20 protein-coding genes are annotated in these 21,609 nt (G+C 64.4%); 9 read left to right on the top strand and 11 right to left on the bottom strand.

What is annotated here, in order from left to right:
- Window positions 1-18 precede the first annotated feature (18 nt).
- On the top strand, window positions 19-1,008 hold the full coding sequence (gene pip / locus QTL98_RS07970; RefSeq protein ID WP_445681689.1) for a prolyl aminopeptidase: 990 nt from the start codon (window positions 19-21) through the stop codon (window positions 1,006-1,008).
- On the opposite strand, the gene QTL98_RS07975 is transcribed toward pip, so the two are convergent.
- Window positions 1,005-1,508 (bottom strand): HugZ family pyridoxamine 5'-phosphate oxidase, encoded by a 504-nt coding sequence (locus QTL98_RS07975; protein WP_445681690.1) that lies wholly within the window; start codon window positions 1,506-1,508, stop codon window positions 1,005-1,007. The genes pip and QTL98_RS07975 overlap by 4 nt on opposite strands.
- A gap of 254 nt (window positions 1,509-1,762) precedes the next feature.
- Here QTL98_RS07975 and QTL98_RS07980 point away from each other — a divergent pair, with 254 nt between their 5' ends.
- Together QTL98_RS07980 and QTL98_RS07985 are read left to right on the top strand one after the other, a co-directional pair.
- On the top strand, window positions 1,763-2,458 hold the full coding sequence (locus QTL98_RS07980) for a response regulator transcription factor (protein WP_445681691.1): 696 nt from the start codon (window positions 1,763-1,765) through the stop codon (window positions 2,456-2,458).
- 10 nt (window positions 2,459-2,468) lie between these two features.
- On the top strand, window positions 2,469-4,133 hold the full coding sequence (locus QTL98_RS07985; RefSeq protein WP_445681692.1) for a stimulus-sensing domain-containing protein: 1,665 nt from the start codon (window positions 2,469-2,471) through the stop codon (window positions 4,131-4,133).
- Between the two features lie 18 nt (window positions 4,134-4,151).
- Here the strand turns inward: QTL98_RS07985 and QTL98_RS07990 are convergent, their stop codons facing one another.
- From QTL98_RS07990 to QTL98_RS08010, 5 genes are all read right to left on the bottom strand, one after another.
- Window positions 4,152-5,330 carry an aminotransferase gene (locus QTL98_RS07990; RefSeq protein WP_445681693.1) on the bottom strand — a complete coding sequence of 393 codons (1,179 nt, stop codon included), beginning with the start codon at window positions 5,328-5,330 and terminating at the stop codon, window positions 4,152-4,154.
- A gap of 50 nt (window positions 5,331-5,380) precedes the next feature.
- Complete coding sequence (locus QTL98_RS07995) at window positions 5,381-6,307, bottom strand: carbohydrate kinase family protein (RefSeq protein WP_445681694.1); 927 nt, start codon at window positions 6,305-6,307, stop codon at window positions 5,381-5,383.
- 191 nt (window positions 6,308-6,498) lie between these two features.
- Window positions 6,499-7,278 (bottom strand): DeoR/GlpR family DNA-binding transcription regulator, encoded by a 780-nt coding sequence (locus tag QTL98_RS08000; protein WP_445681695.1) that lies wholly within the window; start codon window positions 7,276-7,278, stop codon window positions 6,499-6,501.
- Window positions 7,279-7,344: 66 nt separating this feature from the next.
- Window positions 7,345-7,719, bottom strand: coding sequence for a response regulator (locus QTL98_RS08005; RefSeq protein ID WP_445681696.1), 375 nt, complete (start codon window positions 7,717-7,719; stop codon window positions 7,345-7,347).
- A gap of 179 nt (window positions 7,720-7,898) precedes the next feature.
- Window positions 7,899-9,479, bottom strand: coding sequence for an AMP nucleosidase (locus tag QTL98_RS08010; protein WP_510637538.1), 1,581 nt, complete (start codon window positions 9,477-9,479; stop codon window positions 7,899-7,901).
- Between the two features lie 123 nt (window positions 9,480-9,602).
- Between QTL98_RS08010 and QTL98_RS08015 the strand changes: the two genes are divergently transcribed.
- A complete protein-coding gene (locus QTL98_RS08015) occupies window positions 9,603-10,478 on the top strand; it encodes a GNAT family N-acetyltransferase (protein ID WP_445681697.1) in 876 nt (291 codons plus the stop codon).
- Between the two features lie 9 nt (window positions 10,479-10,487).
- Here QTL98_RS08015 and QTL98_RS08020 read toward each other — a convergent pair whose 3' ends face one another.
- Window positions 10,488-11,708, bottom strand: a complete 1,221-nt coding sequence (locus tag QTL98_RS08020) for a urate hydroxylase PuuD (protein WP_445681698.1) — start codon at window positions 11,706-11,708, stop codon at window positions 10,488-10,490.
- 214 nt (window positions 11,709-11,922) lie between these two features.
- On the opposite strand from QTL98_RS08020, the gene uraH reads away from it, so the two are divergent.
- Entirely contained in the window at window positions 11,923-12,279 is a 357-nt protein-coding gene (gene uraH / locus QTL98_RS08025; protein WP_445681699.1) for a hydroxyisourate hydrolase, read from the top strand.
- A gap of 82 nt (window positions 12,280-12,361) precedes the next feature.
- Here uraH and QTL98_RS08030 read toward each other — a convergent pair whose 3' ends face one another.
- Window positions 12,362-13,465 (bottom strand): saccharopine dehydrogenase family protein, encoded by a 1,104-nt coding sequence (locus QTL98_RS08030; protein WP_445681700.1) that lies wholly within the window; start codon window positions 13,463-13,465, stop codon window positions 12,362-12,364.
- Window positions 13,466-13,608: 143 nt separating this feature from the next.
- On the opposite strand from QTL98_RS08030, the gene QTL98_RS08035 reads away from it, so the two are divergent.
- Entirely contained in the window at window positions 13,609-14,046 is a 438-nt protein-coding gene (locus tag QTL98_RS08035) for an Lrp/AsnC family transcriptional regulator (RefSeq protein WP_445681701.1), read from the top strand.
- Window positions 14,047-14,056: 10 nt separating this feature from the next.
- Here the strand turns inward: QTL98_RS08035 and QTL98_RS08040 are convergent, their stop codons facing one another.
- The 3 genes from QTL98_RS08040 to QTL98_RS08050 all read right to left on the bottom strand — a co-directional run bounded on the left by QTL98_RS08040 (window position 14,057) and on the right by QTL98_RS08050 (window position 17,965).
- Window positions 14,057-15,856, bottom strand: a complete 1,800-nt coding sequence (locus tag QTL98_RS08040; protein WP_445682108.1) for an ATP-binding protein — start codon at window positions 15,854-15,856, stop codon at window positions 14,057-14,059.
- A 146-nt stretch (window positions 15,857-16,002) separates the two neighbouring features.
- Window positions 16,003-16,929: an allantoinase PuuE gene (gene puuE / locus QTL98_RS08045; protein WP_445681702.1), complete on the bottom strand. Its 927-nt coding sequence runs from the start codon at window positions 16,927-16,929 to the stop codon at window positions 16,003-16,005.
- A gap of 136 nt (window positions 16,930-17,065) precedes the next feature.
- Window positions 17,066-17,965 (bottom strand): LysR family transcriptional regulator, encoded by a 900-nt coding sequence (locus QTL98_RS08050; protein WP_445681703.1) that lies wholly within the window; start codon window positions 17,963-17,965, stop codon window positions 17,066-17,068.
- A gap of 127 nt (window positions 17,966-18,092) precedes the next feature.
- On the opposite strand from QTL98_RS08050, the gene QTL98_RS08055 reads away from it, so the two are divergent.
- The 3 genes from QTL98_RS08055 to QTL98_RS08065 all read left to right on the top strand — a co-directional run bounded on the left by QTL98_RS08055 (window position 18,093) and on the right by QTL98_RS08065 (window position 21,597).
- A complete protein-coding gene (locus tag QTL98_RS08055; protein ID WP_445681704.1) occupies window positions 18,093-19,238 on the top strand; it encodes an alpha/beta hydrolase in 1,146 nt (381 codons plus the stop codon).
- Between the two features lie 87 nt (window positions 19,239-19,325).
- Window positions 19,326-20,381 (top strand): proline racemase family protein, encoded by a 1,056-nt coding sequence (locus QTL98_RS08060; RefSeq protein ID WP_445681705.1) that lies wholly within the window; start codon window positions 19,326-19,328, stop codon window positions 20,379-20,381.
- 169 nt (window positions 20,382-20,550) lie between these two features.
- Window positions 20,551-21,597 (top strand): ABC transporter substrate-binding protein, encoded by a 1,047-nt coding sequence (locus QTL98_RS08065; RefSeq protein WP_445681706.1) that lies wholly within the window; start codon window positions 20,551-20,553, stop codon window positions 21,595-21,597.
- The last annotated feature ends 12 nt before the right edge of the window (window positions 21,598-21,609 follow it).

Raw genomic sequence — 21,609 nt, forward strand, 5'->3', positions numbered from 1 at the left:
GCGTCCTAAAGTCGGCCTATGCAGCACGACAAGGAAACCATGCGCTCCGGCGGCGCGCTCGCCGGCCGGCCGCTCTTCCCGCCCCTGGAGCCCTACCGTTCCGGCAGGTTGCCGGTGGGGGGAGGGCATACGCTCTATTGGGAGGAGTGCGGTAATCCGCGCGGCCTGCCAGTGGTCTTCCTGCATGGCGGACCGGGAGCCGGCGCCTCGCCGACGCACCGGCGCTTCTTCGATCCGCAGGCCTGGCGTATCGTCATTTTCGACCAGCGCGGCGCCGGCCGGTCGACGCCGACCGCCGAAACGCATGAGAACACGCCCGATCATCTGGTCGCGGACATCGAAAAGCTGCGCCAGCATCTGGAAATCGAGCGCTGGCACGTCTTCGGCGGCTCCTGGGGCAGCACGCTGGCGCTGCTTTATGCGCAGGCGCACCGCCCGCGTGTGCTGGGGCTGATGCTGCGCGGCATCTTCCTGATGACGCGCCGGGAGATCGACTGGTTCCTCCACAGCATGCGCATGATCTTTCCGGAAGCCTGGTCGCGGCTCGCCGCCCATATTCCGGCAGCCGAGCACGGCGACATGCTGGAGGCCTTCTATACCCGCCTGATGAATCCCGATCCGGCAGTCCATATGCCGGCCGCGCGGCTGTGGAGCCGGTATGAGGCCATCTGCTCCACCCTGCTGCCGAGCCTGGAGCTGACGGCGCCGGGGGATGATCGCATGTCGCTCAGCCTTGCCCGGCTCGAGACGCATTATTTCCGCAACTGCCTGTTCACGCCGGAGGACCGGCTGGTGCGCGATGTCGATATCATCCGGGATGTGCCGGCGGTCATCGTGCAGGGCCGCTACGACATAGTCTGCCCCATTGCCTCGGCCGATGCCCTGCACCGTGCCTGGCCGGAGGCGGATTATATCGTGGTGCCCGATGCCGGCCATTCGGCGCTCGAGCCCGGCATCTGCCGCGAACTGGTGCAGGCGACGGAGCGCTTCCGCCGCATTACCGACTAACGGCCGGCGTCACCGAAAAGCGCCTGCGGCTCCAGCCAGTCTATGCGGCCGAAGCCGGCGACGAGGTGCGCTGCTTCGGTTGAAAAGCGCCAGAAGGCGAAATCCTTGAAGCCGGCGTAAAAGCTGCTGGAAGGATGGCGGGCAATATAGGCGTCCGAGGCGGCGGCCTTGTCGGCGCCCTCCACCAATTGCGCCGTGCCGGAGAGGGTGAGGCGCGGGCCTGTCAGGGTTTCGGCAAAACCCTCGGTGCCGTCGAGCAGCAGCGAGGCGCACGGGTCGGCCAGCAGGTTGGCGGTGTGCTCGGCAAGGCCGGAGAGAAGCAGCAGGGGACGGCCCGCCGCATCGGGTGCAATCAGCACCAGCGAGGCGTAAGGCATGCCCGCCCGGTTGCGGTCGAGGGTGGCCAGAGTGGCCTTGCCGCAGGTCAAAATCAGCCGGCGCGCAGTTTCCCCGGCTGTTTCCGAAGCGGCGGGCGCGGGATTGACTTCGGCAGCAGCCATTTCTGTTCCCTTCAGCTTTGCGCATGATTGGCCGCTGCCAGTCACGGGCGGATTGTGGCAAAATCAACAGAAGGGCGGCACTTTTTTCTTTTTGCCGCGTTTACACACCATAATACGCGGATTTGGCCGCAATCGCGCCACAGTCGCCGCCGAATTAGGGATCCTGAATTAAGGCAAGGCCGGATTGCCGGCACGCCTGCAGGCGGCGACAGTGATCGGACAGCCGGCGGGCACATCAAAGGAGAATGGGCTAAATGGCACACAGCATTGCGCTGGTTGATGACGACCGGAACATCCTCACCTCCGTCTCCATGGCGCTGGAGGCCGAAGGCTTTGACGTGCGGACCTATGTGGATGGCGAAGAGGCCTTTCGCGGACTGACCCAGCGGCCGGCCGATCTCGCCGTGCTCGATATCAAGATGCCGCGCATGGATGGCATGGAGCTGCTGCAGCGCCTGCGCCAGCGCATGACCATGCCGGTCATCTTCCTGACCTCCAAGGATGACGAGGTGGATGAGGCGCTGGGCCTGCGTATGGGCGCGGACGATTATATCAAGAAGCCCTTCAGCCAGCGCCTGCTCATCGAGCGTATCCGCGCCGTGTTGCGCCGCCAGGAGCTGACGCAGACCTCCACCGATGACCCCAATGCCACCATCACCCGCGGCCCGCTGGTGATGGATAGCGGGCGCCATCTGTGCCAGTGGAAGGGTGAGCAGGTGAACCTCACCGTCACCGAATTCCTGCTGGTCAAGGCGCTGGCCCAGCGTCCCGGCCATGTGAAGAACCGCGATCAGCTCATGGATGCCGCCTATGGCGAGCACATCTATGTGGACGACCGCACGATCGACAGCCATATCAAGCGCATCCGCAAGAAGTTCCGTGTCGTCGACACGGAGTTCGACGAGATCGAAACGCTGTACGGGGTCGGCTATCGCTACAAGGACGTATGAGGCCGAGGACGTGGCCGGGCTTTCAGCCCAGCGCGACGAGGGCCGCCCGCAAGAACGTCCGTCGCGTACCTATGGTGCGCGGCGGCGGGGCGGCATCTCTCGTCTCACACTGCGCATCCTCGCGGTCAATCTCGCTGCGCTGCTGGTGCCGGTGCTGGGGGCACTTTACCTTGGCGAATACCGCAACGAGCTGATTGCCAGCGGTGTTGAATCGCTGCGCAACCAGGCCCTGCTGTTTTCCGACGCGGTGGCGGAAGGTGCAGCCGTCGCCCTGCCGGATGAACGCTCCACCCTGTCGCCGTCGCAGGCGCTCGCCATCGTGCGGCGCCTCAGCGAAACCGGCAGTGTGCGCACCCGGCTTTATGATGCCGATGGCTCGCTGATTGCCGACAGCCGGCGCCTTTCCGGCGGCGGCGGCACGGTCATCATCGAAGAGCTGCCGCCACCCGATCCCAATCCGCCTTGGTGGCGGGGGACGATGGATTTCCTCGACAGGCTGTTTGCCCCGCTCACCAAGCCTGCGGGTTTGCTGCGCCACGGCGATACCGGCTTCTCCGCCAATCCGCAGGCCTATCCGGACGTCGTGCTGGCGCTGGAGGGCGAGACGCAGGCCTCCTTGTGGGACAATGGCTCCAACGGCTTCACCATGACGGTGGCGGCGCCGGTGCAGCTCTTCAAGCAGGTGCTGGGCGCCGTGCTGCTGAGCCGCGATTCCCGCGAGATTGAAAATGCCCTGCGCTCGGTGCGCCTGCAGCTGCTCACGGTTTTTGCCGTGGCGCTCAGCGTAACCGTGCTGCTCAGCCTCTATCTTGCCCGTTCGCTTGCCCGGCCGATCACCCGGCTTGCCCGCGCGGCGGAGCGCATGCGTGCCTCCCCGGGGCGCGAGCTGACCATCCCGGACTTCAGCGCCCGGCAGGACGAGATCGGCCATCTGTCCGTCGCGCTGCGTGACATGACACGCAGCCTGTGGGATCGCATGGACGCCATCGAACGGTTTGCCGCCGATGTGGCGCACGAGATCAAGAACCCGCTCACCTCCATGCGCTCGGCCATCGAGACGGCAACGCGGATCAAGGACCCGGAGCGGCAGGGCAAGCTCTTTGCCATCATCCTTGATGACGTGACGCGCCTTGATCGCCTGATTACCGACATCTCCGATGCCTCCCGTGTGGATGCGGAGATGAGCCGTGCGCAGGTAGAGCCGCTCGATCTCGATACCGTGCTGTCGATGCTGGTGGAGAACTATCGCGCTACCCGCCAGGACGGGCAGCCTGAGGTCAGTTATGAAGGGCCGGGGCCGGGCAAGGCGCGTACACAGGCGCTGGAAGGCCGTCTGGTGCAGGTGTTCCGCAACCTCGTGGGCAATGCCATTTCCTTCTCCCCTCCGGACGGTGCCATCAAGGTGCGCCTTGCCGTGCGCCGGGGCGGTGGTATTGAAGCCAGCGTGGAAGACAGCGGCCCGGGCATTCCGGATGCCAAGCTCGATGCCATCTTCAACCGCTTCTATAGCGAGCGACCGGCAGGCGAGAAGTTCGGCACCCATTCGGGCCTCGGCCTCTCGATCTCCAAGCAGATCATCGATGCCCTGCACGGGCGCATCTACGCCGAGAACCGGCGCGACAGCCGGGGCAACATCATCGGTGCCCGTTTCGTGGTGGAATTGCCGCCGGCCTGAGGCTGGCGGCTTCTTCCGTCAGGCAGCGCGGGCGTCCAGATAACGACCCAGCCGGGCGAGGGCTTCGTCCAGCGTGCTGTCATCCTTGCAGAAGCAGAAGCGCAGGCAATGCTTTACGTCACCCTGCTGGTAAAAGGCGCTGACGGGAATGCTGGCAACACCCGCCTCGCGCGTCAGGCGCTGGGCAAGGGCGGCATCATCCTCGCCTTCGCGCAGCAAAGTGCTGGCATCAGTGATGATGAAATAGGTGCCCTGGCTGGTGAGCGGGGTCAGGCCAACGCGGGCAAGGCCGGCGGCCAGCTTGTCGCGTTTGGCTTCCATGCCGGCGGCAAGGCCGGTGAAGTAGTCGTCGTCCTTCATAAGCCCATGCGCCACGCCCGCCTGCAGGTTGGGCGGGGTGGTGAAGGTCAGGAACTGGTGCGCCTTGGCGATGGCCGGCATCAGCGCCGGGGCGGCGGTGATATAGCCCACCTTCCAGCCGGTGAGGGAGAAGGTCTTGCCGGCCGAGCCGATGCGGGCGGTGCGGCCTTCCATGCCGGGCAGGCTCATGATCGGGATATGGCGCGCCGGCCTGAAGACAAGATGCTCATAAACCTCGTCGCACACGGCAAAGGCATCGTGGCGCACGATGAAATCCGCCAGCAGCCGCAGCTCTTCCTCGCTGAAGACCTTGCCGGCCGGGTTCATCGGGTTGTTGAGCAGCACCAGCTTGGTGCGCGGGGTAAAGGCTGCTTCCAGCGCGGCGGCGGTCAGCTTCCAGTCCGGCGGGGTCAGCGGCACCGGTACCACGGCGGCGCCGGCCTGGCGGATGATGGGGCCGTAACTGTCATAAGCCGGCTCAAAGATGATGGCTTCATCGCCCGGATCGAGCAGGCCGAACAGGCAGGCCGCCAGCGCTTCAGTTGCGCCGGAAGTGACGATCACCTGCTTCTGCCAGTCGCTCTTCAGGCCGAAGAAGCGCTCGGCATTGTGGCTGACGGCCTGCCGGAGTTCGGGCAGGCCGAACATCGGCGGATACTGATTGTAACCGGAGAGCAGATGTTCGGCGGCCTTGCCGCGCACATCCTCCGGCCCGTTGCCGTCCGGAAATCCCTGGCCGAGATTGACCGCCGCATGCTCGCGCGCCAGCGCTGACATCACTTCGAAGATCGTGGTGCCGAAAGACGAAAAGAGACGCGAAGGCTGGCGTGCGGACATGGGGATTTTACCGGCAGGAACGGGAAGGGCAGGGAGCCCCGAAAGAAGGCTCAGACCTCTTCAGCATAGGGCGGGTTGGCGCCCGCGCGCGAGCAGGTAATGGCGGCAACCCGCACGGCATGCTCAAGGCAGGAACGCAGCTCCACCTCGCCAAGGGCTGTGATGGCGGCGGCGCTGTGGGCGGCGTGCCCGCCAAGGGAGACGAGCAGGGCGCCGGTAAAGCTGTCGCCGGCCCCCACCGTATCCACAACCTTGACCGGTCTGGCCGCTACCTCGACGGCCTTCTGGCCGGTGCGCCACGCTGCTGCGCCACGGCTGCCGCGGGTCACGACAATCATGGCCGGGCCGAGGCCGAGCCAGCGCTGGACGATCTGCTCCTCGCTCTCGCCGCCAAAGAGCCATTCAAGATCGGCGGCGCTGACCTTCACGAGGTCGAAGCAGGAGAGCGCCTTTTCAACGAGGCCGGCATAATGCGCACGGTCGGCAATCATGTTGGCGCGGATGTTGGGGTCGAAACTGCGCAGGGCAAGGCCCTGCATGCGCTCGAAGAGCCCCAGATAGGTGCCGGCAAAGGGCTGGGTTTCCAGCGTGTCGGCGCCAAGGCCCAGATGCAGGCAGCTGACGGAGCCCGGCAGGTTGGCAACTTCCGACGGCTCGATGGTGCGGTCGGCCGCCTCGCGGGTGAAGAAGGCGTATTGCGGCTCTTCACCGGCCAGATCGACGAAGGCCAGCGTACTGGGGTTGGAGACCCGGGTGACCAGTTCAAGGCTGACGCTGTCGCCGGACAGCGCCTGGCAGATCTGGTCGCCGAAAAGATCGGTGGAGACGCGCGAAAGGAAACCCGTGGGGGCGCCAAGGCGGGCGGTGGTGATCGCCGTGTTGAAGGGCGAGCCGCCGGGCTTGGGCAGGTAGGCATTCTCCGTGCCATAGGCGACGGGGATGAAATCGATCAATGCCTCTCCGCAGGCAACGATCATGGGCGTCTTCCTTATCCTTAAGCCCCTTCGGGGCGCGCGCTGGTTAGGGCCGGCTTCGGTGGTGCGTCACGGCGGGCCCGGTCCTTGTCCGGGCACTTCTGTAACGTTACCGCCGGAGCCGCCTTTCTAGCGTTCTTTGTCCGGGCCTGCCAGAGGCAGAAGGGTCATGCAGGGGCGGATTTTGTGCCCGCTTATACGTGCGCCACATGCACCTCGAGGCCGGCGGCCGCCAGCTCGTCCACCTGCTCCTGCCGGGCGCCGCTGTCGGTAATCAGCAGGTCGGCTTCGGCAAGGCTCGCCACCTTGGCGGTGCCCACCTGGAAGAGCTTGGAATGGTCGGCGAGGAAGACCTTGCGCGTTGCCGCTTCGATGATGACGCGCTTGATCTCCGCTTCCTCAAGGTTGGTGTTGGTAAGGCCACGCTGCGGGTCCACACCGCTGACGCCGATAAAGGCGATGTCGGCATTGATCTCGCGTAGCATGAGCGTGCCGAACGGGGCCACGAGCGAATGCTGCAGCGGGCGCAGCGTGCCGCCGGTCACCACGACGCTGACGCCCGGGTGATGCTCCAGCGCCATGGCGATGTTGAGCGCGTTGGTGAAGACCACGACATCGCGCAGGCTGTGCGGCAGCGACTTGGCGGTTTCAGTCGTGGTGCCGCCGGTATCGATGATGACGGTATCGCCGTCGCGCACCATCGCGGCGGCCGCGCGGGCGATTGCCTTCTTCTCCTCGATCATTTTCGTGGAGGTTACTTCAAGCGGCAATTCGTAACGGCGCGGGCGCAGCGGAATGGCCCCGCCACGGGTACGGCGCAGTGACTTTTGCTTTTCGAGAAACTCCAGATCGGCGCGGATCGTAACCGGCGAGACACCCAGATGCTCAGAGAGCTGACCAACCTTCACAGTTCCATGCTGCTGCAGAAGGTCCAGAATAAGCTCATGTCTCAGCGTTGCTTGCAGTGACGGCATCTCGCATTTCCTCGCTTGCGAATTCCGGTTTCGAACTCTTTCGCAAGAGGGACTATCGCAAAGCTGTCACACGGCGTCCATGAACTCTGACAGACTTTCGATCAGATATTGCGAAGAAAAGGGTTTTTCGACGAAACCGTTAGCGCCGAGGCTGGTGGCAAGGTCCACCAGCGAGGCATCCGAATAGGCCGTCAGAAGCACGACGCGGGTATTGGGGTCGATACCGGCGGCTCCTTCGCGCACCCGCTGCAACAGGTCAAGCCCGCCGCGTGGTGACATGCGCACATCGGAAAGGATCAGGTCGGGGTGGTGGGTTGCCGCCTGCTCAAGTGCTGACGAGCCGTCACCGGCTTCCAGGATGGTGGAAACACCGGCGCGCTTGAGAATGTGGCGTACCAGATGACGAATGCCTGGCTCGTCATCGACGACGAGAATCTTCATCGCGAGGCTGGGTCCTGAACGCTTTGCGGTCATGTCGGTCGGCCGGAAGCCGTTACCCTGACAATAGCGCGGCGACGAACCCTAGGGTGTAGGGTTTGGTAGAAGTTTGTAAAGAAAAACGGCCCGCCGGCCTTTGTTGAGGCGGGCGAGCCGTTTAGCCGGGATGATGCCCCCCATGACTAACGGAAGGCGGGCTCCGCGAAGGTGCGCAGCTTGCGGCTGTGCAGGCGCGAGGGCCCGCGCTCGCGCAGCAGCTCCATGGTCATGATGCCGATCTGCAAGTGCTGGTTGACCCGCTCGCGGTAGAAATGGTCCGCCATGCCGGGCAGCTTCAACTCGCCATGCAGCGGCTTGTCGGAGACGCACAGCAGCGTTCCGTAGGGCACGCGGTAGCGATAACCGTTGGCGGCAATGGTGGCGCTTTCCATGTCGAGCGCGATGGCGCGCGAATGGGTGAACTTCTCCATCAGCACGCGGTAGTCGTTGGTCTCCCAGTTACGGTCGTCCACCGTTGCCACGGTGCCGGTGCGCAGCAGGCGCTTGCGCTCGAAATCGGCAAGGCCGGTAACCTTGTCCACCGCCTCTTCCAGCGCCGTTTGCACTTCGGCGATTGCCGGAATGGGCACGTGGGTCGGCAGGTGATTGTCCAGCACATTGTCCTCACGCAGATAGGCGTGGGCGAGGACATAGTCGCCAAGGCGCTGGGTGTTGCGCAGGCCGGCACAGTGGCCAACCATTAGCCAGCAATGCGGGCGCAGCACCGCGATATGGTCGGTAATGGTTTTGGCGTTGGAAGGGCCGACGCCGATATTCACCAGCGTGATGCCCATATTGTCCGCCGTCTTCAGGTGATAGGCGGGCATCTGCGGCATGCGCGGGGGAAGTTCGCCTTCCACCGGACGGTCGCTGTGATTGGCATTCCAGGTGATGCGGTTTCCGGGCTCGACGAAGGCGGTATAGCGGCTGTCCTTGCCCTTGCCGTTCTTGCTCATCAGCTCGTGGCCGAGACGGATGAACTCGTCGATATAGAAGCCGTAATTGGTAAACAGCACGAAGGGCTGGAAATGCGAGGGCTCGGTGCCCGAATAGTGCTTCAGCCGGTGCAGCGAATAATCCACCCGCGGCGCCGAGAACAGCGACAGCGGCTGGATGGGGTTATCCATGTAGTGATGCGTGCCGTCGACGATGGAATCGTCGATGAAGGCAAGATCGGGCACGTCGAAGAAGTGGCGGATGCCATAGACCTTCTCCGGCGACATGGTGCGCGTGTGTTCGGCAATGTCGCCGCGGAAGGCGAAATGGGCGGGGACGCCGATCTCCGACACGCCGACCTCGACGGTGCCGCCATGGTGGCTCAGCAGCAGTTCGATCTGGCGGCGATAATAATCGGCGAACAGATCGGGCCGCGTGAAAGTGGAGCCGAAAAGCCCCAATTCATGGCAGAAGCCGAAGGAAGTGCGGCTGTCGAGCCGTTCTGCCTCGCGATCCACGCGCTTCAGCACGTAGGGATAACATTCCCGGATCTGCGTCTTGAAATCGGGCGAGCCGCCATACTCGATGAAGCGGCTGGTGATGGTGTTGGTAGCGAGATCATATATCTCGCGCATCCGGGCCACAGCGGCGTCTGCATTGTCAAAAGACTGCAGATCGTGGGCGGGAATCTTGTCACTCGGGACGTTCACCTTGGTCCTTCTCCTGTTATCGTTGGCCGCGCTCGCCTCGAGGGGAGCGCTGGCATATGCGCGGCTTGGCTGCCGCATGGATCATTCTATAGGCCAGCGCGGGCGAATGTGGCGTGAAACTTTTGCGGTGGCGGGTTCTCCATAAGCATGGCTTGCCAATAGAATAGCTTTACGTGTGTGTCGTTTTTGAGAGGGGCCGCAATGCCGGCAGGCGAAACCGCAGCGGTGACGATCACCCGGGCGAGCAGTGCTGCCGAGGTCGCCCTGATGCTGGAGTGGGCCGGCCGCGAAGGCTGGAACCCCGGCCGTCATGATGCGGAGGCTTTTTACGCCGCCGATCCACAAGGTTTCTGGCTGACGCTGGAGGCGGGCGAGCCCGTCGCCTGCCTGTCGCTGGTGCATGACGAGACAAGGGCCTTTGCCTTTCTCGGCTTCTATATCGTTAGGCCGGACCGGCGCGGGCGGGGGCTCGGCCTCAAGCTCTGGAACGCGGCGCTGGCGGCCTGTAAGGCCCGGACCATCGGCCTTGATGGTGTTGTCGACCGGCAGGAGGATTACCGGCGCTCCGGCTTTGTCCTTGCCCATCGCAACCAGCGTTTCTGCCTTGCCGCCGAAGCGCCGCTGCCGGCTGCCCATATGGGCGCCGGGGAGATCGTGCCGCTGGCCAGCCTGCCGGTGGATGCCCTGCTGGCGCTGGATGCGGCGGCCTATCCGGGCAGGCGCCGGGCTTTCCTCAGGGAGTGGCTGGCCCAGCCGGAAAGCCGGGCCTTCGGCCTTGCCCGTGGCGGACGGCTTGCAGGCTTCGGCGTCATCCGGCGCACGCTCGCGGGCTGGAAGGTGGCGCCGCTGGTTGCCGAGGATGCCGATGGCGCCGAAGCGCTGTTTGCCGCGCTTTCGGAAGCGGCGGAGGGGGAGGCAATCTATCTCGATGTGCCCCACCTCAACCCGGCGGCGCTTGCTCTCGCCCGCAAGCTGGGCATGGAGCCGGGCTTCGAGACGGCGCGCATGTATCGCGGGCCGGCGCCGGTTCTGGATGGCCAGCGCCTTTTCGGCATCACCAGCTTTGAACTGGGCTGACGCCGTCCGTCACTCGGCCTTCGGCTCTGCGCCGCCGGTGCGCTCATCATGCCACTGGCGGATGAGGGCGCGCTCTTCTTCGGTCATGCCGGTCTTGTTGCCGAGCGGCATGGTCTTGTTGAGGCCGGCCTGCTGGTAGATGCGGTCGGCAAGCGCCTCGACTTCGGCGGGGCTGTCGAACTTCACGCCGGCCGGGGCGACGGTGATGGCATCGTCATAGGGAAAGGCCGAGTGGCAGGCCGAGCAGCGTGTGCGCACCACGGCAAAGACCTGGCGCATGTCGACGCCGCCGGGGGCGGCCGCCGTCTGCTGCTCCGCACCCGGGCGCCAGGCGACGAAGAAGGCGAGCGCCACGAACAGCACGGCGGCAACCGGCACATAGACCTTGAGCCAGGGCGTTTTAACGCCGGAATTCTTGGTGTTGTAATAGTGCCGGATAAGGCCGCCAATCACGACGATGAAGGGGATGATCGCCCAGTTGAGCGGATGGCCCGTCAGCATCGGATAATGATTGCTGATCATCATCAGGATGACCGGCAGCGTCAGGTAATTGTTATGGACCGAGCGCTGCTTGCCGATCTTGCCGTATTTCGGATCGGGTGCTTCGCCCCGCATCAGCGCTGCCACAACCTTCTTCTGGTTGGGGATGATGATGACGAAGACATTGGCCGCCATGATGGTGCCGACCAGCGCGCCGACATGGATGAAGGCGGCGCGGCCCGAGAAAGTGTGGGCAAAAAGCCAGGCGGCAAAGGTAATGAGCACGAAGACGCCGATGGCGAGCTTGCCCGTATCCTTGCCCCAGTCGGACCGGCAGAGCGCCTCATAGGCAACCCAGCCGCCGGCCAGCATGGTGACCGACAGGAAGATGGCCTGGAACGGGGTAAGGCGCATCACGCCGCCGTCGATGAGGAAGGCATTGGCGCCGAAATAATAGACGACGACGAGAAGGCAGATGCCGGTGATCCAGGTGGCATAGGCCTCGTACTTGAACCAGTGCAGCTCCGAGGGCATGCGCTCGGGCGCCACCAGATATTTCTGGATGAAGTAGAAGCCGCCGCCATGGACCTGCCAGGTCTCGCCCAGCACGCCCTTGTCCTGCCCTTCGCGCTTTCTCAGCGTGGCGTCGAGAAACATGAAATAGAAGGACGAGCCGATCCAGGCGATGCCGACGATGATATGTGCCCACCTGAACAGCAGGTTTGCCCAATCGAGCAGCGGCAGCCCCATTCTCCGGTCTCCTGAAATCCAAGCCTGTTCATGGTTTCCGCTGCTTTCGGCGCTGCCGGTGCACGAGAACCCTTTTCTTCTTAGCAAGGCATATGCCGGGCCTGCCCCGGCTTGCAAGAGCGCCCGCATCTGGCTGCGCCGGGACTTGCGGGGCGATGCGGGATGCGGCAACTAGAAAGACAGAAACTGCAAAGCCCAAGGGAATGTGCAGCAAATGGCCAAGCTCTCGACCCATGTTCTCGATACCGCCAGCGGCCGCCCGGCGGGGGGGCTGAAGGTCGAACTATTCCGCATCACGGAAAGCGGCGGGCGCGAGCCGGTGATCAGCGCCATTACCAATGCCGATGGCCGTACCGATGCGCCGCTGCTGGCCGGCGAAACCATCCCCATCGGCACCTATGAGCTGGTGTTCCATGCCGGCGACTATTTCCGCGCGGCGGGCGCTGCGCTGCCCAATCCGGCCTTTGTCGATGTCGTGCCGCTGCGCTTCGGCATTGCAGAGGCGGCAGGCAGCTATCACGTGCCGCTGCTGGTCAGCCCCTGGAGCTTTTCCACCTATCGCGGCAGCTGAGCCGCCAGATGTAAAAAAACGCCCGGAGGCATTGCGCTTCCGGGCGTTTTTCTTTTTAGGGCGGAAGCCGTTCAGGCGGGGCTTAGCTCGCCTGCTTAACGTGGGCTGCTTCCGGGTGATAGAGGTGGCCGAAGCGGTTGGCGAGGAAGTCGTCGAGGCTGATTTCTTCCTGACGCACGAAGCCGCTCGCCGGCAGCTTGCCGTCGGCCAGCAGGTCCAGGACGGTGGTGATGCCCGCCGCCGTGGTGATCTGGATGGCGCTCATGCGCTTGCCGGCAACAACGCCCGCATAGACCTTGTTGGCATAGGTTTCCTGCATGTAGCGGCCTTCGCGCCAGCCGCACACGGTCACGAAGATCACCACCACATCCTGCATGGTGGCCGGCAGCGCGTTTTCGAACAGATCCTTCAGAACGTCGCGGCGGTTCTTGAGGTTCAGATCGTTGAGCAGCGCCTTGATGATGGCCTGGTGGCCCGGATAGCGGATGGTGCGGTAGTTCATCGTCCGCACATTGCCCTCAAGGCTCTTGGCCAGCGTGCCGAGGCCGCCGGAAGTGTTGAAGGCCTCGTAGGTCACGCCGTCGAGGGAAAACTCCTCGCGCTCTTCCATGGCCGGCACGGTCACCAGCTTGCCTTCGACGATGGCCTCGCACGGCTCGATATATTCGTTGATGAGCCCGTCGGTGCTCCAGGTGAGATTGTAGTTAAGCGCGTTGGACGGGTACTGCGGCAGGGCGCCCACGCGCATGCGCACGCTGTCCAGCTTGTCGAAGCGTTTGGCGAGATCGTTGGCGACGATGGAGATGAAACCCGGGGCAAGGCCGCACTGCGGGATGAAGGCGGTTTTGGCGCCCTCGGCCAGCTCTTCCACCTTTTTGGTGGTGGCGACATCCTCGGTGAGATCGAGATAGTGCACGCCGGCATCGCGGGCGGCTTCGGCGATCTTGCCGGTGAGGTTGAACGGGGCGGCAGAGAGAACGGCGAACTTGCCCTTGAGGACCTCCAGCAGGCTGGCGCGGTCGGAAATGTCAACCGTGGCGGTAGAGATCGCCGGGTGGCTGTCGATCTTGGCGAGCTGCTCCGCGCTGCGGTCTGCCACAACCACACTGTAGTCGCCGGTAGCTGCCAGCATCAAAGCAATGGCGCTGCCGATCTTGCCCGCACCCATCACAACAACGGTCTTCATCGCTTTATCCTCGAACGTTAAGCCTCTTGTTGTCTGAAATTGTCCGCCACGAGCTGGACGATTCATAGCGGCAGAAAAGGCAATTAGTTGTATAAAGATGGACAATATGACGAATTGAATTTGCACATTGCGGGGCGCGTGCGATGCAACTGACGGAAAAGGACCGCGAACTCCTGGCCTTGCTGGGCGAGAATGCGCGCCTGCCGGTGGCAACGCTGGCAAAGACGCTCGGCCTGTCGCGCACCACGGTGCAGGCACGGCTGGAGCGGCTGGAGCGGGAAGGGGTGATTGCCGGGTACGGCGTGCGGCTGACCGAGCGCTATGCCTCAAGCCTCATCCGCGCCCATATCCTCATCACCATCGCCCCCAAGGCGCTGCCGCAGGTTACCGCTGCGCTTGACCGCATGCGCGCGGTCACGGCGCTGCACTCCGTCAGCGGGTCGTTTGACCTGATTGCGATGATCGCCGCCCCGTCGATTGCCGAGCTCGATCACCTGATTGACGAGATCGGCGCTATCGAGGGGGTGGAGCGCACGCTTTCCTCGATCATCCTGTCGACGCGGATTTCCCGCGCCGGTTAGCGGGCGGGCTTCAGGCCTGCTCGAGCGCAGCTTCCGGGTCCTGGGCCAGCCGGGCGAGGAAGCCCAGCAGCAATTCCCAGTCGATGGGTTTGGTCAAAAGCCCGTCGCCCTGCACGTCGTAATAGCTGCTGCGCGCCTCGCTGGTGGCGGTGGCGGTCAGGGCAAGCGTGCGCTGGTGCCAGCCGCGCTCGCGCTCCAGCTGACGGATGGCCCGCGTGGCGGCAAGGCCGTCCATCACCGGCATCTGCAGGTCCATGAGGATGACGGTGAAGGGGCCTTGCGCTGCAACAGCGCGCACCGCTTCCTCGCCGTTGGTGACGGACTGCACTTCATGCCCTGCCCGGCGCAGGATGGTTTCGATCAGATGGCGGTTGATCTCGGAATCCTCGGCCAGCAGGACGCGGCAATGCTGCGTTGCTGCCGCCTGTGCAGGTTCCTGCGGCAGCGGCAGTGGAATCTGGGTGCCGGTGAGCAGCGGCAGTTTCAGCGATACGGTAATCTCAGTGCCCTGTCCGGGGGCCGAGTGCGCGCACAGCGTGCCCTGCATCGCCTGCACCAGCGCCCTGGCAAGGGCAAGGCCGATCCGTCCGCTGCTGACGGCACGGGCAATGGCCGCCTGATCGGGGCCTGCCGGGGCAAGGATTTCCTCCAGCTGCTCGCTGGCAATGCCGATGCCGGTGTCGGTCACGCTGAGGCAAAGCTGCGCCGTGCGCGGTGTGCCGCCGGTCAAAAGCCATTCCGGTTCGGCGGCGGCCGACAGCGTTACCGTGCCGATCGGGGTGTATTTGATGGCGTTTTCAATGAGGTTGAACAGCACCTGCCGCAGGCGCCGCCGGTCAGCCCGCAGCCAGACCTCATCCACCTGGCCGGTCCGGAATTGCAGCGCCTTGGCCGCGGCCAGCGGCTCGCACAGGGCGGCAACATCGCGCACGAAATCGGGCAGGTAGATTGCCACCGGCTCGGGCTTCAGCTTGCCGTCATTCAGCTGGTTAAAGTCCAGCACATCGTCGATCATCGTCAGCAGATGCTGCGCGGCCCGGTTGATCTGCTGCAGGGAGGATGCCTGCCCGGGCAGCAGCGAAGCCTCCCGCATCACCCGCGCATAACCAAGGATGGTGGTCAGCGGCGTGCGCATCTCGTGGCTGATGCTGGCAAGAAACTCGCTGCGGCTTCTGGCGGCCTGACGGGCCTGCAATTCCGTGCGGCGCAGCCGCTGGTCCAGCCCCAGCAGACCGCCCAGGATCATTACGCCGAGCCCGTTGGTGAGCGCGAGTGCCGGGCCCAGCGTGGTCATCAAATCCCGCGCATAAGGCTGCGGCAAAAGCGGAATGGTGACGATGCCGGCCACAGCGGCTGCCACGGCAAGGGCGGTGAGGTTTGCAAGCGTCAGCTCGGTGCCCTGCCGGCGGCAAAGACGCCACACGATATAACCGGCGGCAGTGGAAAGAATGCTGCCGGTCATGCCCGCATACATGCCGGCCCCGCCGAGATGATACCGGAGCGTCAGCGATGCGGTGAGGGAGAGCAGCATGCCGGGCCAGCCGGCGACGGGCGCTGCCAGTGCAAGCAGGGCGCAGCGGGGGTCGGCGATGATGCCCGGCGCAATCGGCACGGTCGTTTCCATCGCGATCACGATACCGAGCGCCAGCGCGGCGGCGGTTACCCAGTTGAGCAAAGCCTGGGGGGCATGATGCAGGGCGCTGCGCAGCAGGACGATGGCAGCAAAAACCCCGCACAGGCTCGCCAGCATGATGCCGAGAGCGACCGTGAGACCTGAAAAGGTCCAAAGTGCGGTGCTTGCCGTCTCCACCAAGAAGGGACCCTCCCGGATCTGCCTGCTACGGTTGTATGCAATCGTCCGCCGCGGCAGGGAGAGGGTCAATAACCCAAGCGGTTAGGGGCACTACACCGGAAGGACGCTTCGTGCTGCGCGCCCTTCCGTACGTGCTGCACCCGTCAGGCGAGCGGGAAGTGCTGATGCCAGTGGTTGGCGATGTCGATGCGGCGGGTCACCCACACATTGTCATGCGCCTGGATGTGGTCGAGGAACTTCTGCAGGCCACGGAAGCGACCGGGCCGGCCGATGAGGCGGCAGTGCAGGCCGATGGACATCATCTTGGGCGCCTCTTCCCCCTCGGCATACAGCACGTCGAACGCATCGCGCAGGTAGTGGAAGAAATGGTCTCCCGTGTTGAAGCCCTGCGGCGAGGCAAAGCGCATGTCATTGGCGTCGAGCGAATAGGGGATCATCAGCAGCGGCTTGCCGTACTGGGTGTTCCAGTAGGGCAGGTCGTCGTCATAAACGTCCGAGCAGTAGCGGAAATTGCCGTGTTCGGCGGCAAGGCGCACGGTATTGGGGCTGCAGCGACCGAGATAATAACCTTCCGGCCGCACGCCGCAGACCTCCTCCGTCACCGCGATGGCGCGCAGCATGTCGGCCAGTTCCGCGCTTTCGGCGGTGTACTGATAGTCAAACCAGCGCCAGCCATGGCTTGCCACTTCATGGCCAAGCTCAATGAAGCTGCGGGCAAGATCGGGGTGGCGCTCCAGCGCCATGCCGACGCCATAGACGGTCAGCGGCAGCTTGCGCTTGTCGAATTCGTTGAGAATACGCCACACGCCGGCGCGGGCGCCGAAATCATAGAAGCTCTCCATGTTCCAGTGGCGCAGGCCCTTGACCGGCTGGGCGCCAATGATCTCGGACAGGAACGTTTCCGCCTCGCTGTCGCCATGCAGCACGGAATGCTCGCCGCCTTCCTCGTAATTGAGGACGAAGCTTACCGCCACGCGGGCCTTGCCCGGCCAGCGCGGATCGGGCGGGGTGCGGCCATAACCAACCAGATCGCGCGGATAAGCATCAACGGGGGACGTCGGCGAGGTCATCAGAGGAAGGCTCCTGATCTAACGGGTCTTGAGACTTGTCTTTTCTCGTGTCTGCGGCCGGCAGCGTGCCGCTTCCGACCGACGATGCCTAGCAAGAAGCTTGCCGGGCAAGCGGGCTTTCCGGCTGGTGGATGGCTCATGGAACCGGCCCGTTGCTCCCCAGCAGGGCCGGCCGGCGAGCCGTTACCACCTCGCGCAGGAAGCCGAGCACGGCGCGTACACGGGCCGTTTCGGCAATTTCGCGATGGGCAATCAGCCAGATATCCTGTGAATAGACATTCTCCGGCGGGATCAGCCGGACCAGTTCCGCAAACGGGTCCGCCATCAGGCAGGGCAGCAGGGCAAGGCCCGCTCCGCCGCGACAGGCGGCAAGCTGGCTTTGCAGGCTGGTGGCGCGGATGGTCAGCGGCACATGGGGGAAATGCTCGGCCATCCAGCGGGCGGCGGTGAGGCTCTGCTGGCTTTCATCCCAGCCGATGCCGCGATGGCCGGCGGTAATGCCGGGCTCGAACGGGTGCGCGGCCAGATAGGCTGTGCTGGCATAAAGCGCGGAGGCCATGGCTCCCGCCCGGCTGATGGTGAGGTTGCCGGTTTCGGGCCGGACGAGGCGCAGCGCGACGTCGGCTTCCCGTCTTGTGAGGCTGGAGAGCGAAATGCTGGTGACCAGTTCCAGCATCAGCCGGGGATAACGGGCCTGGAAGCGCGCGATCTCGGGCATGACCAGCATTGTTGCGTAATTTTCCGGCAGTGCGATGCGCACGCTGCCTTCTGCCGCCATGTCCCGGCCGCTCGCCCGGCGGTGCAGCCGCTCCATCTGGCCTTCTGCCTCTTCGGCGTCCCTGAGCAGACTTTCCCCGGCATCGCTCAGCGCATAACCGCTCTGGCTGCGCTCGAAGAGGTGGCTGCCAAGCGCCTCCTCCAGCGCGGCGATGTGGCGCCCGACGGTCGCCGGGCTCATATGCAGCCGCCCGGCGGCGCCGGAAAGCCCGCCGCTGCGGGCAACGGCCAGAAACACCCTGATGTCGTCCCAGTTCATCCGATGCTCGCCCGCACAGCCCTTGCTTTTCAAAAATGAAAGATAGGGCGCCAATATCTTGTCTGTCGATCCATGGGTGAAAGACGCTTTCCTTGGCTTGAGCGCAACAGCCGCAAGGGTAAAAGCCATGGAACGGGCAAAGATCGGTCTCAAGGAACTGCAAGCCATCGATGGCGAGCGCGGGGTGGCAACGGTGGCCCGGATCCGCGAAAGCTCGCAGGTTCTTGCCGATGCGGTGACGGATTTTGCCTTCGGCGAAGTTTTCTCCCGCGCCGAGCTTGGCCGGCTGCCGCGCGAACTGGCAACGGTTGCCGTGCTGGGGGCGATGGGCGGGGCGGAGCCGCAGCTGCGCATCCATGCCGAGGCGGCGCTCAATGTCGGCGCCGAGCCGGATGAGCTGGTGGCGCTTGCCGAACATGTGGCCATCTACGCCGGTTTCCCTAGGGCGCTCAACTTGCTGCGCGTTGTCAGGGAAACGGTGGAGGAGCTGGGGCTCGCGCTGCCGCTGCAGGGGCAGCGGGTGAGGCTGGGCGATCATGAAACGCTGGTGAGCGATACCGGTGGCGATCTGCCGCCGCTCATCCTGTTGCACGCCCTGGGGCTGGACCGGCGCATGTGGCGTGACGTGGTGCCGGCGCTGGCCAGCCGCTACCGCGTCATTGCCTATGACCTGCGCGGCCATGGCCATGCCGCCGGTGCGCCGGCCGTGCGGGACATTGCCCACTTTGCCAGCGACCTTGCCGAATTGATGCAGGCACTCAGGCTACCGCAGGCCGCGGTCTGCGGCCTGTCGCTGGGCGGTGTCATCGCCCAGCATTTCACGCTCGATTATCCGGAAAAGGTGGTCTCGCTGTCGCTTGTCGCCACCACGGCCTGGGCGCAGCCGGCCTTTGACGCAAGGGCGGCGTCTGCCGAGGCTGACGGCATGGCCGCCCAGTTGGTGCCCACGCTCACCCGCTGGTTCCAGCCCGCCACGCTGGCCGTGGATGGCTGGGCCGTGCGTTATGCCCGCGACCGGGTGGAGCGCAATTTTGTGGCTGACTGGGCGGCGAGCTGGCGGGCGATGGCGGGCATCGGCCATGAAGGGCGTCTCGGTGAGATATCGGTGCCGGCAAAGCTGATTGCCGGTGCTCTCGACCCGTCAACACCGCCGGAGCTGATGCAGCGGATGGTGGCGCTGATCCCCGGAGCAAGCCTGACGGTGATCGACGGGGCTTCGCATATGGTGAGCCTTGAGCAGCCGCAGGCGCTGGCGGCTGCTTTGGTGGGCTGAGCTTGCCAGCCGGCAGGCGGCTCTGCTAACGCGGGTTTACGGGCCGGGTGCGTTTGCTCCCGGCCGGGCCTTCGTGCGGAGTTTGCCATGCCGGATCAGGTGCTTACCCTGGATGTGATTGACATGCACACGGCCGGGGAGCCGGTGCGGATCGTAGCCGGCGGTTATCCGCGCCTGACCGGTGCCAGCATTCTCGACAAGCGGCGTGAGGCGCTGGAGCAGCATGACGCACTGCGCCGCGCGCTGATGCTGGAGCCGCGTGGCCACGCCGGCATGTATGGCGTCATTTCCGTCGAGCCGAGCGATGGAGCGAAGGCCGCGGGGGCCGTCTTCGGGGCGCTTTTCACCCATAATGAAGGCTACAGCACCATGTGCGGCCATGCCACGGTCGCGCTGGGCAAATGGCTGGTGGAAAGCGGGCAGGTCCCCGCGCCGGAAAACGGGGAGATATCCTTTCCCATCGAGCTGCCTTGCGGCGTCGTGCGTGTTACCGCGCAGCTCGCCGGTGGCAAGGTGGTGCAAAGCGGCTTTGAGAGTGTGCCGGCCTTTCTGGCGCAGCGGGATGCCAGGCTTGAGGTGCCGGGTCTCGGCAGTATCACCGCCGACCTTTGTTATGGCGGCGCCTTCTACCTCATCCTGCCGGCTTCAAGCCTTGGCGTGGATTTCTTTGAAACGCCGCTGGAGCGGCTGGTGGAGATCGGCACGGCCATTACCGCGGCCGGCCGGGCGCAGCTGGATATCGTGCATCCGGATGCCGCCGATCTTGGCTTTCTCTATGGCACCATCCTGATCGATGACGCGCCGGTGCCGGAGCCGACATACAATCTCTGCATCTTTGCCGAAGGGCAGATCGACCGCAGCCCGACCGGCAGCGGCGTGACGGCGCGGCTTGCGCGCGACCATGCCCGGGGCCTGATTGCAGCCGGCGCCGAGCGGCAGTTCTATGGGCCGACGCCGGTGCCGTTTTTGGCCAGTATTGCCTCCGCCCGGGGCGATGGCAGCGTCACGGTGAGCGTCAGCGGTCAATCGGCTTTCAGCGGCAAGGCCACATTCGAGATACACAGCGATGATCCGCTGGCTTACGGTTTCTCCCTGCCGCCGAGCTACGGCGCCTTGCGCCGGATGACGGGTGCGGCATTTTGACCTGAGGGTCAAAAAAGCGGACAGTTGCCTAACGGATAGGCAGGGGAGGGTGCACTACAGGGTTAGGAGCCAGAGGCAAGACAGGCGAGCGCGCCATGGCATGGTGCTTGCTCCCTGATGGCCACGAATGACCTCATCAAAAAATCCAGCAGACAGGGGACCTTGGAGAATGACGGCGACGAACTGGTTTACCCGGCGCACCTTCGCGCGGCTTGCCGCAGCGACGGCGATGGTGGCGGCGGTGGCCACCACCGGCATGGCGCGGGCAGAAGATTTCCCGATCAAGTTCACCCTGGACTGGAAGTATCAGGGCCCGACCAGCTTCCTGCTGCTCGCCAAGGAAAAGGGCTACTTCAAGGAAGCCGGGCTGGATGTGACCATCGATGCCGGCCAGGGTTCCGCCGGCGCCGTCAACCGTGTTGCCTCCGGCGCCTACCAGATGGGCTTTGCCGATATCAACGCGCTGGTGGAATACGACACCGCCAATCCGGACAAGGCCATCAAGTCGGTCATGATGGTCTATGATGCCGCGCCGTTTGGCGTTTATGCGCTGAAGAAGTCCGGCATCACCAAGCCGGCCGATCTGGTCGGCAAGAAGCTGGGCTCCCCGGTCTTCGATGCCTCCTACAAGCTGTTCCCGGCCTTTGCCAAGGCGGCGGGCATCGATCCGGCTTCCGTCCAGCGCGTGAACATGGATCCGTCGCTGCGCGAGGCCATGCTGCTGAAAGGTGAGGTGGATTTCATCTCCGGCCACTACTTCACCTCCATGCTGGACCTGCAGGCCCGCGGCGTGAAGTTCGATGATATCGTACCGTTGCTCTACAAGGACTACGGCCTTGATTTCTATGGCAATGCCATCATTGCCTCGCCGGACATGCTCAAGGATCATGGCGACAAGGTGAAGGCCTTCCTCGGCGCTGCCGCCAAGGGCCTCATCGATGTGCTGAAGGACCCGGCCGCTTCCGTCGAGATCGTCGCCAAGTATGATCCGCTCATCGACAAGCAGCTTGAGACCACCCGCCTCAAGATGGCCATCGACACCAACATCGTGACCGATACCACCAAGACCAATGGCTTTGGCGATGTCGACATGGCGCGCCTTGGCCGCTCCATCGGGCAGAATGCCGATGCGCTGGGTCTCAAGAGCGTGATCAAGCCGGAGGTGGTGTTCGACGCTTCCTTCCTGCCGCCGGCCGCTGAACGGAAGATCCCGTGAACGCTGCAGGCT

This window comes from Radicibacter daui (genome assembly GCA_030657355.1).
GTDB classification, from domain to species: Bacteria; Pseudomonadota; Alphaproteobacteria; order Radicibacterales; family Radicibacteraceae; genus Radicibacter; species Radicibacter daui.

Coding starts and splice junctions, on each gene's coding strand:
- puuE (WP_445681702.1), bottom strand. CDS start 16,929: ATGACCTCGCCGACGTCCCCCGTTGATGCTTATCCGCGCGATCTGGTT.
- QTL98_RS08020 (WP_445681698.1), bottom strand. CDS start 11,708: ATGGGGCTGCCGCTGCTCGATTGGGCAAACCTGCTGTTCAGGTGGGCA.
- pip (WP_445681689.1), top strand. CDS start 19: ATGCAGCACGACAAGGAAACCATGCGCTCCGGCGGCGCGCTCGCCGGC.
- QTL98_RS08055 (WP_445681704.1), top strand. CDS start 18,093: ATGGAACGGGCAAAGATCGGTCTCAAGGAACTGCAAGCCATCGATGGC.
- QTL98_RS07990 (WP_445681693.1), bottom strand. CDS start 5,330: ATGTCCGCACGCCAGCCTTCGCGTCTCTTTTCGTCTTTCGGCACCACG.
- QTL98_RS08065 (WP_445681706.1), top strand. CDS start 20,551: ATGACGGCGACGAACTGGTTTACCCGGCGCACCTTCGCGCGGCTTGCC.
- QTL98_RS08050 (WP_445681703.1), bottom strand. CDS start 17,965: ATGAACTGGGACGACATCAGGGTGTTTCTGGCCGTTGCCCGCAGCGGC.
- QTL98_RS08010 (WP_510637538.1), bottom strand. CDS start 9,479: ATGCGGCAGCCAAGCCGCGCATATGCCAGCGCTCCCCTCGAGGCGAGC.
- QTL98_RS08005 (WP_445681696.1), bottom strand. CDS start 7,719: ATGAAGATTCTCGTCGTCGATGACGAGCCAGGCATTCGTCATCTGGTA.
- QTL98_RS07975 (WP_445681690.1), bottom strand. CDS start 1,508: ATGGCTGCTGCCGAAGTCAATCCCGCGCCCGCCGCTTCGGAAACAGCC.
- QTL98_RS08030 (WP_445681700.1), bottom strand. CDS start 13,465: ATGAAGACCGTTGTTGTGATGGGTGCGGGCAAGATCGGCAGCGCCATT.
- QTL98_RS08015 (WP_445681697.1), top strand. CDS start 9,603: ATGCCGGCAGGCGAAACCGCAGCGGTGACGATCACCCGGGCGAGCAGT.
- uraH (WP_445681699.1), top strand. CDS start 11,923: ATGGCCAAGCTCTCGACCCATGTTCTCGATACCGCCAGCGGCCGCCCG.
- QTL98_RS08060 (WP_445681705.1), top strand. CDS start 19,326: ATGCCGGATCAGGTGCTTACCCTGGATGTGATTGACATGCACACGGCC.
- QTL98_RS07995 (WP_445681694.1), bottom strand. CDS start 6,307: ATGATCGTTGCCTGCGGAGAGGCATTGATCGATTTCATCCCCGTCGCC.
- QTL98_RS07980 (WP_445681691.1), top strand. CDS start 1,763: ATGGCACACAGCATTGCGCTGGTTGATGACGACCGGAACATCCTCACC.
- QTL98_RS08035 (WP_445681701.1), top strand. CDS start 13,609: ATGCAACTGACGGAAAAGGACCGCGAACTCCTGGCCTTGCTGGGCGAG.
- QTL98_RS08000 (WP_445681695.1), bottom strand. CDS start 7,278: ATGCCGTCACTGCAAGCAACGCTGAGACATGAGCTTATTCTGGACCTT.